Origin of the sequence: Intrasporangium sp. (genome assembly GCF_039812505.1) — a bacterium.
Lineage (GTDB): Bacteria > Actinomycetota > Actinomycetes > Actinomycetales > Dermatophilaceae > Intrasporangium_A.
Map to the genome: position 1 here is coordinate 1 of NZ_JBDIAQ010000080.1, position 15,457 is coordinate 15,457.

The 15,457-nt window shown below is 72.3% G+C and carries 12 protein-coding genes and 1 pseudogene; 4 read left to right on the forward strand and 9 right to left on the reverse strand.

The genetic code is table 11. The annotated features are described in order from the left end of the window. Nucleotides 1–482: 482 nt before the first annotated feature. The gene (locus WMI84_RS11380) at nt 483–1,139 is read right to left on the reverse strand and encodes an SDR family oxidoreductase (RefSeq protein ID WP_347353210.1); all 657 of its coding nucleotides are present in this window, start codon (nt 1,137–1,139) and stop codon (nt 483–485) included. A gap of 82 nt (nt 1,140–1,221) precedes the next feature. Between WMI84_RS11380 and WMI84_RS11385 the strand changes: the two genes are divergently transcribed. Next, nucleotides 1,222–2,400: a CoA transferase gene (locus tag WMI84_RS11385; RefSeq protein ID WP_347353212.1), complete on the forward strand. Its 1,179-nt coding sequence runs from the start codon at nt 1,222–1,224 to the stop codon at nt 2,398–2,400. 120 nt (nt 2,401–2,520) lie between these two features. Here the strand turns inward: WMI84_RS11385 and WMI84_RS11390 are convergent, their stop codons facing one another. The 4 genes and pseudogenes from WMI84_RS11390 to purN form a co-directional block, all read right to left on the reverse strand. Next, complete coding sequence (locus tag WMI84_RS11390) at nt 2,521–2,934, reverse strand: PPOX class F420-dependent oxidoreductase (RefSeq protein ID WP_347353214.1); 414 nt, start codon at nt 2,932–2,934, stop codon at nt 2,521–2,523. Nucleotides 2,935–2,943: 9 nt separating this feature from the next. Then, nucleotides 2,944–3,546, reverse strand: a complete 603-nt coding sequence (locus WMI84_RS11395) for a DinB family protein (RefSeq protein ID WP_347353216.1) — start codon at nt 3,544–3,546, stop codon at nt 2,944–2,946. A gap of 68 nt (nt 3,547–3,614) precedes the next feature. Continuing rightward, nucleotides 3,615–5,228 carry a bifunctional phosphoribosylaminoimidazolecarboxamide formyltransferase/IMP cyclohydrolase gene (purH, locus tag WMI84_RS11400; protein ID WP_347353230.1) on the reverse strand — a complete coding sequence of 538 codons (1,614 nt, stop codon included), beginning with the start codon at nt 5,226–5,228 and terminating at the stop codon, nt 3,615–3,617. Between the two features lie 84 nt (nt 5,229–5,312). Further along, a pseudogene (purN, locus tag WMI84_RS11405) lies at nt 5,313–5,933 on the reverse strand (phosphoribosylglycinamide formyltransferase); the annotation flags it as partial. Between the two features lie 6 nt (nt 5,934–5,939). On the opposite strand from purN, the gene WMI84_RS11410 reads away from it, so the two are divergent. After that, nucleotides 5,940–6,332 carry a hypothetical protein gene (locus WMI84_RS11410; protein WP_347353218.1) on the forward strand — a complete coding sequence of 131 codons (393 nt, stop codon included), beginning with the start codon at nt 5,940–5,942 and terminating at the stop codon, nt 6,330–6,332. A gap of 30 nt (nt 6,333–6,362) precedes the next feature. Here the strand turns inward: WMI84_RS11410 and WMI84_RS11415 are convergent, their stop codons facing one another. The 3 genes from WMI84_RS11415 to sucC all read right to left on the reverse strand — a co-directional run bounded on the left by WMI84_RS11415 (nt 6,363) and on the right by sucC (nt 10,300). Then, nucleotides 6,363–7,616, reverse strand: a complete 1,254-nt coding sequence (locus WMI84_RS11415) for a DUF6350 family protein (protein WP_347353219.1) — start codon at nt 7,614–7,616, stop codon at nt 6,363–6,365. Nucleotides 7,617–8,194: 578 nt separating this feature from the next. Then, the gene (gene sucD / locus WMI84_RS11420) at nt 8,195–9,088 is read right to left on the reverse strand and encodes a succinate--CoA ligase subunit alpha (RefSeq protein WP_347353221.1); all 894 of its coding nucleotides are present in this window, start codon (nt 9,086–9,088) and stop codon (nt 8,195–8,197) included. Between the two features lie 15 nt (nt 9,089–9,103). Then, entirely contained in the window at nt 9,104–10,300 is a 1,197-nt protein-coding gene (sucC, locus tag WMI84_RS11425; RefSeq protein ID WP_347353222.1) for an ADP-forming succinate--CoA ligase subunit beta, read from the reverse strand. A gap of 367 nt (nt 10,301–10,667) precedes the next feature. On the opposite strand from sucC, the gene WMI84_RS11430 reads away from it, so the two are divergent. Both WMI84_RS11430 and WMI84_RS11435 read left to right on the forward strand, forming a co-directional pair. After that, nucleotides 10,668–11,507, forward strand: a complete 840-nt coding sequence (locus WMI84_RS11430; RefSeq protein ID WP_347353224.1) for an alpha/beta fold hydrolase — start codon at nt 10,668–10,670, stop codon at nt 11,505–11,507. A gap of 333 nt (nt 11,508–11,840) precedes the next feature. Further along, nucleotides 11,841–12,566, forward strand: coding sequence for a M23 family metallopeptidase (locus tag WMI84_RS11435; RefSeq protein WP_347353226.1), 726 nt, complete (start codon nt 11,841–11,843; stop codon nt 12,564–12,566). 57 nt (nt 12,567–12,623) lie between these two features. Here the strand turns inward: WMI84_RS11435 and pcrA are convergent, their stop codons facing one another. Then, on the reverse strand, nt 12,624–15,137 hold the full coding sequence (gene pcrA / locus WMI84_RS11440) for a DNA helicase PcrA (RefSeq protein WP_347353228.1): 2,514 nt from the start codon (nt 15,135–15,137) through the stop codon (nt 12,624–12,626). Nucleotides 15,138–15,457 lie beyond the last annotated feature (320 nt).

Here is a 15,457-nt window from a genome sequence, read left to right on the forward strand (position 1 = left end):
GAGGTCGAGAACGACTCCCAGCGGGGCCGGGCCCGTCAGTGGCTGGCCCACGAGGGCTACCTGCCGGTGACCCGGGAGGCGGACTGAGTCAGCGCTGCGCCCCGGCCGACTCGGGGACCGGGAACGTCGCAACCAGCGACCACCGACACTCGGACCACGGCCCAGTGGTCGGTGACTGCGGAGCTGACGCACCACCCACAATCGGACCGCGGCTGAATAGTGGGGGCCCGCCGGGCCGAGACACCACACACAATCCGACCGCGGCTGAATAGTGGAGGCCCGCCGGGCCGAGACACCACCCACAATCGGACCGCGGCTGAATAGTGGAGGCCCGCCGAGCCGACGCACCACCCACAACCGGACCGCGGCGTGAGTAGTGGGGGCACCATGTGTCGGCGACGGCTTCGCGCGCCGGGGACCGGACGGGCACGATCGATCGGATCAGGCGCACCTTCGATCGACGCTCGTGTCTGTCGATCAGGTCAGGCGGGGTAGCCGACCTCGGCGCGCCAGTGCTCATCGGAGGTCATCGCGGCGGCCAACAGGGCGTCGGCGACCCGTTCCGGGGCCAGGGCCGGGCTTGCCCCGAGCGTCCCGCGGACGGTCAGTGACATGGCGCGGATCCCGTCCGGCGCCAACGTCGCATCGAGGCTGCGCACCAGGTTGCGCAGTCCGGCCTTCTGCACGCCCAGCGAGCACGCCTCGTTCCACGGCTCGTCGGCCGCCATGCTGCCAGTCGCGAGCACGCGCGCGCCGGCCGACAGGAACGGACGGGCCGCCTGGACCGCCGTCAGCAACCCGCCGACCCCGACCCGCACGTCCGCCAGCAGCTCGTCGACGTCGATGTGCAGCGGGTCCTGCTGGCGGAAGACGCTCGGGTTGTAGTGCAGCACGTCGATCCGGCCGTGCTGCTCACCGAGCCGCTGCACGGCAGCCGCGAGCGCCGCGGCGTCGGCGATGTCGGCCGGCGCCCAGCTCGTGCTGATGTCACCCTCCTGCAACTTCGTCCCGAGCTGCTCGAGGTGCTCGGGCGAGCGGGCCACGAGCCCGACCCGGAACCCTTCCGCCCCGAACCGTCGTGCCACGGACAGCCCCACGCCGGGCCCGACTCCGATGATGACCACTGCTCTCTCGCCCACGATCCCGACCCTACGCCCGGGCGTCGGGACCGCTGCCCGCATAGGCTCGACCGCAGCGGCACCCGGGTGGCAAGGAGCGGCAGTGAGCGCACCACTGCAGGACATCGTGGTCATCGACCTCTCGCGGGCCCTGGCCGGCCCGCACGCCGGAATGCTCCTGGGAGACATGGGCGCCCGCGTCATCAAGGTCGAGTCGCCGGGCCGCGGTGACGACACGCGCGGCTATGGGCCGCCCTTCGTGGGCCCGGCGGACGATCCGATCTCGACCTACTTCCTGTCCTGCAACCGCAACAAGGAGTCGATCGCCCTCGACCTCGACTCGGACGAGGGCTGCGGCACGCTGACCCGCCTGGTGCGGCACGGCGACGTGCTCATCGAGAACTTCCGGCCCGGCGTCCTCGACCGGCTCGGCTTCCCCGTCCCGCGGCTGCACGAGATCAACCCGCGCCTGGTGGTCCTGTCGATCAGCGGCTTCGGCCACGACGGTCCCGAGGGCGGACGGGCCGGCTACGACCAGATCGCCCAGGGCGAGGGCGGGCTCATGTCGCTCACCGGCTCCGGCCTGGACGACCCGCAGCGCGTCGGCGTGCCGGTCGGCGACCTGCTCGCCGGCACGTACGGCGCCTACGGCGTCGCCGCGGCCCTGCACGAGCGCCGCTCGACCGGGGTCGGCCGGGTGGTGCGCACGAGCCTGCTCGCCGCGATCGTCGGGGCGCACGCCTTCCAGGGCACGCGCTACACCGTCGCCGGCGAGGTGCCGACCGCGCAGGGCAACCACCACCCGTCGATCGCGCCCTACGGGTTGTTCGCCTGCAAGGACGGGCGGGTGCAGATCGCGTGCGGCAGCGAGGGCCTCTGGGTCCGGTTGGCCACCGCGTTCGGCATCGACCCGGCAGCTCCCGGCATGGCGACCAACCGCGAGCGAGTTGCCAACCGGGACAAGATGATCGAACTGCTCAACGCGGCGTTCGCCACATACCCGCTGACCGAGCTGCTCGCCCGGCTGGCCGAGCTGGGCGTGCCGGCCGGCGAGCTGCGCACTCTCGACCGGGTCTACGAGTGGGAGCAGACCCGCTCGCAGGGCCTGGTGGTGGAGGTGGACCACCCTGTGCTGGGGACGATCCGGCTCCCGGGTCCGCCGATCCGCTTGGACGACAATGCGTTTGCCGGTGGTCGAGCCGAGCACCTGCCTCCGCCGCTGCTCGGGGAGCACACCGAGTCGGTCCTGGCGTGGCTCGACGAGCAGGATGCCGGCCGGTGAGATCGCGCCTCGCGGGCCGGCGACCGCGCGGACGACCCCAACCCAACCGGGCTGGGCGGCATACGGACTCGGCGGTATGCCGCCCAGCCGGGTCGGCGGATCAGCCGGCCCCGGGCACCGTCACAGCTGCCCGCTGGCCCGCACCGGCGCGACGCGGATGACGACGCGCTCCTCCTGCACCATCGCCGCGCGGTACTCGTCCCAGTCGGGGTGCTCCCCGGCGATGGCTCGGTAGACCTCGACGAGCAGGTCGACGGTGCCGGGCCGCGACTGGTCGACGACCTCTGCCGTCCCGTCGACCTGCACCCACTGACCGAAGAACCGGCCGCTCATGACGAGCAGGGAGACGTCGGGTCGGCGCCGGATGTTGCGGACCTTGGCGAGCATCGTGCGGCTCGAGATGACGATCTGCCCGTCGAGCACTCCGGCGAGCAAGGGTGACATCTGCACCGACCCGTCATGGCGCCGGGTCGCCAGCACCGCGTGGCTGTTGTGTGAGATGAACTCGAGGGCCTCGGCCGTGGTCAGTGCCATGTGGCCAGCCTAGGCGAGCGGCGGCAGCCCACCGAGCCGACGGGCGACGTCCTCGAGGCGAGCCCGATAGCCCGCCCACCAGCCGGGTTCTGCACTGGGCAGGTTGGAGCCGGACTCGCGGGCTCCGGCCGAACCGTCGATGCTCTCCCGCACGATGTCCGCGTGCCCCGCGTGCCGGTGGGTCTCGGCGACGACATGCACGAGCAGGGTGTGCAGCGTCGGCCGGCGCCGCTCCTCGGGCCACCACGGCACCTCGCCCCGATGCTCGAGCGGCAGCGCCGCGACGCTCTCGTCGGTGTGGGCCCACACCCGGCGGTAGAGGTCGACCACGTCGGCACGTGACTCGTCGGTGGTCGCCCACATGTCGGCGTTCGGCTCCGCGTCGTCGGCCCACCAGGACATCGGTTCGGGGAAGGGCCGGCCGACCACGAACCCGAAGTAGCCCGCCTCGACGCCGGCGAGGTGCTTGACGAGGCCGAGCAGGTTGGTCCCGGTCGGCGTGAGCGGACGGCGGGCGTCATACTCCGACAGCCCGTCCAGCTTCCACAGCATGATGTCGCGCCCGCTCTGCAGGTAGGTCGTCAGGGCCTGCTTGAGGTCGGGCTCGCTCATCGGCCGATCGTGGCACGCGCGGTGCCCGCCTGTCGCGTCCCGGGTCCCGCCGACTCTACCGAGCCCGGTCAGTGGGCGAAGTGGCGCGTCCCGGTGAAGTACATCGTCACGCCGGCCTGCTGCGCGGCGGCGATGACCTCCGCGTCGCGGATCGACCCACCCGGCGCAACCACGGCGCGCACGCCGGCATCGACCAGCACCTGCAGGCCGTCGGCGAACGGGAAGAACGCGTCGGAGGCCGCCACCGCGTCGCGGGCCCGCTCCTGCCCGGCGCGCTGGACGGCCAGGTGCGCCGAGTCGACCCGGTTGACCTGACCCATACCGATACCGACCGACGCGCCGTCCCGGGCCAGCAGGATGGCGTTGGACTTGACGGCCCGGATCGCCCGCCACGCGAACTCGAGGTCGTGCAGCGTCGCCTCGTCCGCCGCCTCCCCCGAGACGAGCCTCCACCGCGACGGGTCGTCCCCGCCGGGCCGCTGCCCGTCGACGACGGCGTCGATGGCGTCGCGCTGCTGCATGAGCAGGCCGCCCGAGACCGGGCGGGTCTCGATCCCGCCCGGCGCCTGGGGGGCGACCACGAGCAGGCGGATGTTCTTCTTGCCGGTGAGGATCTCGAGGGCCCCGGGCTCGAAGGAGGGCGCCGCGACGACCTCGGTGAAGATCCCCTTGACGGTCTGCGCCATCGCGACGGTCACCTCGCGGTTGGTCGCGATGACACCGCCGTAGGCCGACACGGGATCACAGGCATGTGCCTTGCGGTGCGCGTCGGCGATGTCGGCGCCGACCGCGATGCCGCACGGGTTGTTGTGCTTGACGACCGCGACGGTGGGCCGGTCGCCGTGGTCGTAGGCCGCCCGGACCGCCGCGTCGGTGTCGAGGTAGTTGTTGTAGGACATCTCCCTGCCGTGCAGCTGCTCCGCCTGGGCGAGACCCGGTCGTATCTGGAAACCGTTGGTGTACAACGCTGCCCGCTGGTGTGGGTTCTCGCCGTAGCGCAGCGCGTGAGCCTTGTCCCACGTCGCGCCGAGCCAGGCCGGGAACCCGTCGCCGTCGCTCAGGTCGAACACCACGCTGCCCATCCACGACGCGACGTGGACGTCGTACGTCGCGGTGTGCACGAACGCCTCGGCGGCGAGCCGGCGGCGCTGCCGGAGCGTGAAGCCGCCGGCCTCCAGTGCGCTGACGACCTGCCCGTATGCCGCCGGGCTCGTCACGACGGCGACGCTCGCGTGGTTCTTGGCTGCGGCCCGCAGCAGCGTCGGGCCGCCGATGTCGACCTGCTCGATGCAGTCGTCCGGGCTCGCGCCCGACAGGACGGTCTCGGTGAACGGGTAGAGGTTGACCACGACGAGGTCGAAGGGCTCGACGCCGAGGTCGGCCAGCTGCCGGACATGGTCGGGGTTGCGGGAGTCGGCGAGGATCCCCGCGTGCACCCTGGGATGCAGCGTCTTGACCCGCCCGTCGAGACACTCCGGGAACCCGGTCAGCTCCTCGACCTGGGTCACCGGCACGCCGGCCTGCGCGATGGCCCCGGCCGTCGAGCCGGTCGAGACGATCGCGACCCCGGCCCGGTGCAGGGCGGCGGCCAGGGTCTCGAGCCCGGTCTTGTCATAGACGGAGACGAGCGCGCGCCGGATCGGGCGGCGCTCTTCGGGGCGGGTCGGGGCTGCGGCGGTCATACGGCTCTCCTGTCCGGGATCGGTGGCCGGTCGCCCGAGCCGGACGCGCCGCCCGTCGACGACGAAGCCCTCGCGCGCCATCCGGCCGACGTACTCGACCAGCTGCGGCCGCTCGGCGGCCTTGATCCGCTCGGTCAGGCTCTCCTCCGTGTCGTCGTCGTGGACCGGGACGGCACACTGGGCCACGACGGCTCCGGTGTCCACGCCCTGGTCGACGACGAACAGGGTGGCCCCGGTGATCCTGACGCCGTACTCGAGGGCGTCCCGCGGACCATGGATACCGGGGAAGGCCGGCAGCAGCGTGTTGTGGCTGTTGAGGTAGCGCCCGCCGAACCGGTCGAGGAACCGGGCACCGACCAGCTTGAGGAAGCCGGCCGAGACCACGAGCCGCGGGTGGTATGCCGCCGTGCGCTCGGTCAGCGCCCGGTCCCACTCGTCCCGGCTGGGGTAGTCCTTGACCCGGCACACGAAGGTCGGGACGCCGACCCGCTCGGCGCGCTCGAGCCCCGCGATCCCGTCGCGGTCGGCGCCGACCGCCACGACGCGCACGCCGTACGAGCGCTCCCGCGACGCGTCGAGCAGGGCCTGCAGCAGCGTGCCGGACCCGGACACGAGGACGACGACGTCGACGGGGGCCCGGTCATCGCGCGACACGGCGCAGAGTGTAGCCCGGTTGTCGTCCAGCGGGTCGGCATGGGCCACCATGGGGCGGTGAGCCCCGACCCACGAGACATCGCCTTCGCCCGGGAGAAGGCCAGACGCACCCTGCCGGTGTCGCTGCTGGTCCTGCTCGGCATCATTGCGATGTACCTACCGCTGCCGAAGCGGTTCGTCGCGGCCCTGCCGTTCGTCGTCGCGATCGTGATGACGGTCCGGCTGCTCCGGTTCCTGCGGGGGCGGACCGGCCGGGAGAAGGTCTGGCCGGCGATCACGCTCGCCCTGACCGGGTTGCTGCTCGCGAGCCTGGCGGTGCAGGCGGTGTTCTACCCCACGGTGCGCCGGTACGAGGAGTGCCTGGCGAACGCCCAGACCAGCACTGCCCGGGCGGCCTGTGAGCAGATCCGCCAGCAGGGTCCCTTCGGCGTGGGCTTCATCGTCCGGTAGCCGGGCCGGCCACCCGGCAGCGGCGAGCCGTCACGACCGGTCGACGCGGACCCGCTGTCCCTTCGACGGCGAGGTGGTGCCCGTCCGACGGGAGCGCCGCGCGGCGGCCCGCTCGCGCCAGAGGTCCCCGAGGAACCACGCCGCCGCGCCGACGAGCAGCTCGGCGAGCAGCCAGCCGGCGAGCGGCAGGACCGGGACACCGACCCACCTGAGGCGCTCGAGCCCCAGCGCACCGTTGGCGAGCATGGTCAGCAGCGCAACCACGGCCACGGCCAGCGCGCAGGCCGTCCCGACCGCACCGGCGCGCTCCCGGCGAGCGGCTCCCTCGAGAAGTCGCTCGGCATGCCGCGCGACGAGGGCACCGACGAGGACCGGAACGAGCAGGACCCCCCAGACCACGCCCGGATACGCGGCCTCGTCCGGTAGCGCGCCAAGGACCGGGACGAGCGGCATCAGTCCGGGATGGGCGCCGGCCGGCGAGACGAGCCCACCCGCGGCAACGGAGAAGCCCGGTCCGGCCAGGAAGGCCAGGCCCCACGTGGCGGCGTTGCCGAGGAAGGCCAGCTGTGCGAGGACAAGCACGACGTCGGCGACCAGCCCGGCGTCGTACTCCCCCTGGATGCGCACCACGTCACCCAGCGACACGAGCAGGCTGACCAGCACCAGGGCCCCGCCGGCTCCCATCAGCAGCTTCGCCCCGCGCCACGCCGAGCGCCACGCGGCCGGCGCCCAGCCGGGCAGCGCGGCGACCCCCCGCTCCAGCAGGGCCGGGGTCGTCTCCGCCCCGGGGCGCACGAGGACCAGGGCCAGGCCCAGGGCGGGCACGAGCAGCGTCCCCACGACGCCCACCGGGTCGGGACGGACCGAGCCGAGCAGGGTCAGGGCGCCGACGACGCCCGCCGCGAGCAGGTAGCCGAGCAGGTAGCCGGGCACCAGGCTGCGCCACAGCACGGCATCCCACTCGGCGCGTCGCACGCGGGTCCGGACACCGAGCAGCAGCCGTCCGGACACCCGCAAGGCAATGACGACGTAGCCGAGGAACAGCAGCAGCGGCGTGATCGACACGGCGGTGCCGGCACCGCCGACCGCCTGCCCGTGACCGAGGAACCAGATCGCGCTGCCCACGGCGAGGCCCGACCACCAGCCGAGCGAGCTCTCGGGGGCGCTGACCCAGCCCAGCAGGGCCGGTAGCACGACGACGGCCCACGTCGCGAGCGCGGTGACGAGCCCGGCGCGGGCGGCGGTGGGCAGGGCTGACGAGGGGGAACTGGACGTTGCACTCACTCCTGAGATCGGGTCCCCGCCATGGTCACAGGACTCCCCCGGCGACGCGAGCACCCACGCCGACGACACCGCGACCGACGGACCCGGCCGGTGACGACCCGGCACTACGAGGCCACGAGCGGAGGCATGCCGCCGGCCGGGCCGGGCGGATGCGCCGAGGTGCTCCAGGACCGGGTCGACCCCGGGTGCAGCGTCGCGCCCGGGAGGCTGAGGGCGGCATACCCGACCTCGCCGGGGCGAGCGGGCGCCGTCGCGCCGACCGGAGGTCCCGCCGCGACGCGCCGCGCTGGTGATCCAACGGACACGCCGCGACTCCGACCCGAGATCGCTGGGTGCGAGCAGGTCGCTCGAGGCAGCCTCAGTACCTGCTCCGCTGAGCGACTCAGTGGGCCCGCTGCTCCTCGTAGCGACTCAGTGGGCCCGCTGCTCCGCTGAGCGCATCAGCGGGCCCGCTGCTCCGCTGAGCGCAGCAGGTGTTGAGGGAGCACGATGCAAGACCGTCCCCCGGCCCTCACGCCGGAATCGTCGGCTCCGGCACGCGTCACCGTCGACCGGTGGGCAAGGCGAGCGGCCGAGGCCTACCCGGCCAGGTCCTGCATCACCTGGCGCATCAGCTCGGCCGCGGCAGACGGCGTCTTGCCGACCCTGACCCCGGCGGCCTCGAGCGCCTCCTTCTTGGCGGCCGCGGTGCCCGACGAACCGGACACGATCGCGCCCGCATGCCCCATCGTCTTGCCCTCGGGCGCGGTGAAGCCGGCGACGTAGCCGATGACCGGCTTGGTCACGTGGGCCTTGATGTACTCGGCCGCGCGCTCCTCGGCGTCGCCGCCGATCTCGCCGATCATCACGATCGCGTCGGTGTCGGGGTCGTCCTGGAAGGCGGCCAGGCAGTCGATGTGCGTCGTGCCGATGATCGGGTCGCCGCCGATGCCGATGGCGCTGGAGAACCCGATCTCCTTCAGCTCGTACATCATCTGGTAGGTCAACGTGCCCGACTTCGACACCAGGCCGATCCGCCCCGGGCCGGCGATCGTGGCCGGGATGATGCCCGCGTTGGACTGGCCGGGGCTGATGATGCCCGGGCAGTTCGGGCCGATGATCCGGGTGGTGCCCGCCGCCTGCGCGTACGTGAAGAACTCGGCCGTGTCCCGGACCGCGACGCCCTCGGTGATGACGATAGCGAGCGGGATCTGCGCGTCGACGGCCTCGACCACCGCCGACTTGGTGAACGCCGGCGGCACGAAGACGACCGACACGTTGGCGCCGGTCTGCTCCATCGCCTCCTTGACGGTGCCGTACACCGTGACCTGCCGGTCCCCCGGGAACGCGACCGACTGGCCGGCCTTCCTCGGGTTGACCCCGCCCACGATGTCGGTGCCGGCGGCGAGCATCAGGGTGGTGTGCTTCATCCCCTCGGAGCCGGTCATGCCCTGGACGATGACCTTCGAGTCCTTGTTGAGAAAGATTGACATGGGTCGACGTCCCTTTCAGTTGTTGGCTGCCAGCTCGGCGGCCTTGCGGGCGGCGCCGTCCATGGTCTCCTCGATGGTGACCAGCGGGTGGTTGAGGTCGGCGAGGATCCGGCGACCCTCGGCCACGTTGTTGCCGTCGAGTCGGACGACCAGCGGCTTGGTCGCCGAGTCGCCGAGCGACTCGAGCGCGCCGGCGATGCCCTGCGCGACCTGGTCGCACGCGGTGATGCCACCGAAGACGTTGACGAAGACCGACTTGACCTGGGGATCGCCGAGGATGACGCCCAGGCCGTTGGCCATGACGTCGGCGCTGGCCCCGCCGCCGATGTCGAGGAAGTTGGCCGGGCTGGCGGGAGCGTCGGACGCCGCGCCGCCGAGGTCCTGGCCGGCGTAGGCGACCACGTCGAGGGTGCTCATCACGAGCCCGGCGCCGTTGCCGATGATGCCGACGTTGCCGTCGAGCTTCACGTAGTTCAGGCCCAGCTCCTTCGCCTTGGCCTCGAGGGGGTCGGCCGAGGCCTTGTCCTCGAGGTCGGCGTGCTCGGGGTGCCGGAAGTCGGCGTTGCCGTCGAGGGTCACCTTGCCGTCGAGGGCGATGATCGAGCCGTCCTCGGTCTTGACGAGGGGGTTGACCTCCACGAGGGTCGCGTCCTCGTCGTGGTAGACCTGCCAGAGCGACTTCAGCACCGGGACGATGGCGGCACCGGTCGCCGCGTCGAAGCCGGCCTCGTCGACGATCTGCCGGGCCTTGGCGTCGTCGATGCCGACGTTGGGGTCGACCTCGACCTTCGCCAGTGCCTCGGGACGTTCGACCGCGAGCTGCTCGATCTCCATGCCGCCCTCCTTGGAGCACATGGCCAGGTAGCTGCGGTTGGCACGGTCGAGCAGGATCGAGAAGTAGTACTCCTCGGCGATCCTGGCTCCGGCGGCGACCATGACCGTGCCGACGGTGTGGCCCTTGATGTCCATGCCGAGGATGCTGTGTGCGGCATCGGCTGCCTCGTCCAGGCTCCGGGCGACCTTGACGCCCCCGGCCTTGCCACGGCCACCGGTCTTGACCTGCGCCTTGACGACCGTCACGCCGCCTGAGCCCGCGCCGATGCGCTCGGCGGCCGCGCGGGCCTGCTCGGGCGTGGTGGCAATGGCTCCGGCCAGCACCGGGACGCCGTGCGCCTCGAACACGTCGCGCGCTTGGTACTCGAAGAGATCCACAGGGTCATCCGTCCTCGTCGTCGGTTGGCGTCGACCACCGCCAGCCGGGAGGGCCCGCCCGCGCAGTCGACAAGGGTCCGTTCCGGACTCTAGACCCACCGCACCGGGTAGCCCCACCCGTGAGCTCGACGAAAAGGGGTTCGGGCGGCGCCCGTACCGGGTCCACCGCGCCCGGTCGTGCGCGGTCACTACCCGAGAAGTCTCGAGACGGCAACTCTCGGCGCGGATTGACCCAGTCGGGCGCATCCCCGGGGGTAGCCTCCTGAATGTGGCTGGGGTAGCACCCGCGGCGACGGAGCCGCATCGCACCGAGCCGGGCCGTGACAGCGTGTCGGGAGGCCCCGGCCTCCTCGACGACGTCCGTGCCATGGGTCGAGCCCTGTGCCGGCCGGTCGGCTTGGCGGGCATGGCCCTCGAGGCGTCCTGGATCGGGCTGCATCTCGGGCTGTGGCCGCTCGGGCACGTCGGGTCGCGTCGCAGCGACCAGCGCGGTGGCTATCGGATCGGTCACCTGTCGCCAACCCAGCGTGGCCTGGCGGTCCACAACATCGAGGCGGCCGAGACCCCGATCCTGCTCGTGCACGGCATGGTCGACAATCGCTCGATCTTCACGGTCCTGCGCCGGGGTCTGCGCCGGCGCGGCTTCGGCCGGGTCGAGACGATCAACTACTCGATCCTGACCGGCGACGTGCGCCGGGCCGCGGCAGACCTCGGCGAGGAGGTCGAACGTCTCGTCGCCGAGACCGGCTACGAGCGGCTCCACGTGATCGCCCACTCCCTCGGCGGGCTCATCGCCCGCTACTACGTCACCCGGCTCGGGGGGGACGAGCGGGTCGACACGCTCGTCACGCTGGGCACCCCGCACCAGGGCACCTACGTGGCCTACGGGTGGACCAACGGGCTGACGCGCCAGCTGCGACCCGGCAGTGCCCTGCTGGCCGAGCTCGATGCGCCGATCCCGCGGTGCCGCACCAAGTTCGTCGCCTACCGGTCGGACATCGACCAGCTCGTCGTGCCGCAACGCAACGCGGGGCTGCACCACCCGGACCTCAGCGTCCACAACGTCGAGCTGCGCGGGATCGGGCACATGAGCCTGCCGATCACCCGGTCGGTGGTCCACAGCATCTCGTCGACGCTGGGCCACCTCGACGCCACCGGCGCTACTGTCACCCCGGGGGTCAGCCCGCTCGAGCAGCGCCGCGGCTGACGGCCGGGGGGTGCGTCGAGGACGGGGCCACTGCACGCACGCCATGACGCACGCGCCGAGTCGACCGGGGCTGCCCATTCGGGGCGCCCGTCCGGGTCACTTGGGTATGCTGCAGCGTCCGCCCATTCGTGCGAGGTGCGTCACAATCTTGTGGGTGAGCGAGCGTAGACCTGTGCAACGCGTTTTGCGATAACGAAATGGTTACAGTTACAGTGAACCGGTCGCCACCGGTCAAGTTAGGGTATCCATTCCGTGTCCCAGTTCCGTTACGCAGGTCGCCATCGGGCTCACTCAGAGGCCCTTCGCGCACGTCGCCTCCTCGTTCCCATCGCCTTGGTCTCGACGGCCGTCGCCGGCGGCATCGTCGTGCAGGGCACCGCGGCCAGCGGCCCGAGCGCGGATGCCCTTGCGGTGCAGAACCTGTCCAACAGCGTCGGCAGCCTCGAGCCGGACGTCCGGGACCTCGCCGTGGCCGCCGCCGGCTCCGCCCGCCAGGCGTCGGCGGCCGGGTCGCGGGACGCCTCACGGATGGCAATGGCCGGTGTCGTGAGCCAGGCCGACGAAGCGGCGGCGCTGGCCGACGCCGAGCAGGCCCGCAAGGCCACCGCCGCCAAGGCTGCTGCGGCCAAGAAGGCCAAGGCTGTCGAGGCGGCCCGCAAGAAGGCGCAGCGCTGGGTGTCGCCGATCGCGAACTACACCCTCACCTCTGGGTACGGCTGGCGCTGGGGCCGCATGCATCCCGCGCAGGACCTGGCCGCTCCGACCGGCACGCCGGTACGCGCTCTATCGACCGGCACCGTCATCTTCGCCGGCTGGTCCAGCGAGGGCTACGGCAACTTCGTCAAGATCCGCTACTGGGACGGCACCGTCTCGTGGTTCGCACACAACAGCCGCCTGCTGGTCAGCGTCGGCGAGCAGGTCAAGCCGGGCCAGGTCGTGTCGTACAGCGGCAGCACCGGCAACTCGACGGGCCCGCACCTGCACCTGGAGATCCACCCGCGCGGCGGCGCCGCGGTAGCACCGCGCGCATGGCTCGGCCAGAAGGGTGTGCGGCTCTGACGGCAGAGCACGGACGAGCGGGCCTGGCCCGCACGACCGGCGGTGTCCGGCGGTGCCTCAGATGCGCTCCAACGGGGCGTAGCGCAGCAGCAGGCGCTTGGTGCCCGTGTCGGCACCGAAGTCGACGTGCGCCAACGCCTTGTCCCCCTCTCCGTCGACGCGCACGACCGTGCCGAGACCGAAGGCGTCGTGGGTGACCCGATCGCCCGGATGCAGGCTGATGACCGGCCGCTTGCCCGGGCTGCGGACCCCGGGACGCATCGCCAGGACTGCCACGGCGGGCTGACCTGAGCCGCGGGCCCCGCTGAAGGACGGGCCGAGCCGCTGCCAGTCGACCAGCTCGGCCGGGATCTCGTCGAGAAACCGGGAGGCGGGGTGGTACTGCGGAGCGCCCCACGCCGACCGGACCGAGGCCCGCGAGAGGTAGAGCCGCCGCCGGGCCCGGGTGATGCCGACGTAGGCCAGGCGCCGCTCCTCCTCGAGCTGCGTCGGGTCACCGAGCGAACGCAGGTGCGGGAAGGTGCCGTCCTCGAGGCCGGTGAGGAACACGACCGGGAACTCGAGGCCTTTGGCGGTGTGCAGCGTCATCAGCGTGACCACCCCCTGGTCCTGCTCGGCCCCGTCGGCGTCACCGGCCGGCGCGTCGGGGACCTCGTCGGCGTCGGCCACGAGCGAGACCTGCTCGAGGAACTCCTCGAGGTCGCCTCCCGGGAGGACGTCCCCCGGCTCCTGGCCGGGCGGTAGCTCCCCGCCGGACTCCTCGCGCTCCCGCTGCTTGCGGTCGTCGAACTCCTGGGCGACCGCGACCAGCTCAGCGAGGTTCTCGACGCGAGTCTCGTCCTGCGGGTCGTGGCTGGCCCGCAGCTCGGGCAGGTAGCCGCTGCGCTCGAGCACCGCCTCCAGCAGCACCGCGATCCCTTCGCCGTGCTCGTGGATCTCGCCCAGCTGCTCGAGCAGCTCGGTGAAGCGCCCGATCGCGGCCACCGAGCGGCTCGCGATGCCGGGCTCGTCCCCGGCGCGACCGAGCGCCGCGACGAATGGGATCCGCTCGCGCTCGGCGAGGGCTGCGACACAGGCCTCGGCGCGGTCGCCGATGCCGCGCCTGGGGGTGTTCAGGATGCGGCGGAGGTTGACGGTGTCGGTCGGGTTGGACACGACCCGCAGGTAGGCCAGGGCGTCCTTGACCTCCCTGCGCTCGTAGAACCGGGTGCCGCCGACGACCTTGTAGGGCAGCCCGACCCGGACCAGCACCTCCTCGATGGCGCGACTCTGCGCGTTGGTGCGGTAGAACACCGCAACGTCGCCCGGGCGGACCCCCTCGTCGGCGAGGTCGTCGATCGTCTTGGCGATGAAGGCCGCCTCGTCGTGCTCGTTGTCGGCGACGTAGCCGACGATCGGCTCGCCCTCGCCCGAGTCGGTCCAGAGCTGCTTGGCCCGGCGCCCCTCGTTGTGCGCGATGATGGCGTTGGCGGCCTTGAGGATGCGGTTGGTGGACCGGTAGTTCTGCTCGAGCAGGATCGTCCGGGCATCGGGATAGTCCTGCTCGAACTCCAGGATGTTGCGGATCGTCGCGCCCCGGAAGGCGTAGATCGACTGGTCGGAGTCGCCGACGACGGCCAGCCGGCCCGGTGGGACCGCGGGGACGTGGTCGCCCGCCTGCCGGCCCGCGCCGACGAGCTCGCGGATCAGCTGGTACTGGGCCTGGTTGGTGTCCTGGTACTCGTCGACCAGGATGTGCCGGAACCGGCGCCGGTAGTGCTCGGCCACGTCGGGGAAGGCCTGCAGGACGTGCACCGTGGACATGATCAGGTCGTCGAAGTCGAGCGCGTTGGCCTGGCGGAGCCGGCGCTGGTACCGGGTGTAGGCCTCGGCGACGGCCTGGTGGTAGGGGTCACCCTCGGCGACCTGGTGGGCGTAGGTCTCCTCGTCGACCAGCTCGTTCTTGGCGTTGCCGACCAGTGCCGACAGGGTGCGGGGTGGGTACTTCTTGGGGTCGAGACCGAGGTCGCGGACCACCAGGCTCATCAGCCGCTGGCTGTCGGCCGCGTCGTAGATCGAGAACGTCGACCGCATCCCGACCTTGGTCGCCTCGCGGCGCAGGATCCGCACGCAGGCGGAGTGGAAGGTCATCACCCACATCGCGCGGGCCCGCACCCCGACCAGTGCCGCCACGCGCTCGCGCATCTCGGCAGCGGCCTTGTTGGTGAAGGTGATCGCGAGGATCTGCCCGGGCTGCACCCCCCGCTCGGCCAGCAGCCAGGCGATCCGGTGGGTGAGCACCCGGGTCTTGCCCGACCCCGCGCCGGCGACGATGAGCAGCGGACCGCCCTCGTGGACGACCGCCTCGCGCTGCTGGGGGTTCAGGCCCGCCAGCAGCTCCTCCGGGTCGACCTGCCCGGTAGGCCGCCGAGCCCCCTCGGCGCCGCCCTGCGCCGCCGCCTCGGCCCACGTCGGCACGCCTGCAGCAGTCACCTCGCCCGATCCCGCCTGCCAGCCCCGCCCGGTGCCTGCGCTCGCGCCGGTCCGGGCGGTCGGGTCGGTGCCGAACAGATCATCGAACAGCGTGCTCATGGTGCCCCAACCCTACGTCCCGTCCCGGACACCCGGCCGTCGTGACCATGGCGCAGGTCGTGTCGCGCGGGCCCGGCGCACGTCATGTCGCGCGGTCAGGCGCGCGTCATGTCGCGTGGGCCCGGCATAGGCCATGTCGCGCGGTCAGGGCGCGCGTCATGTCGCGCGGTCCCGGCGCAGGTCATGTCGCGTGGTCAGGGCGCGCGTCATGTCGCGCGGGCCTGACGCAGGTCATGTCGCGCGGCGGTCAGGGCGCGCGTCATGTCGCGCCATGCACCATCCCTGAGCACGGGGCCGGCCCACGTACGTGACTTGGCGTG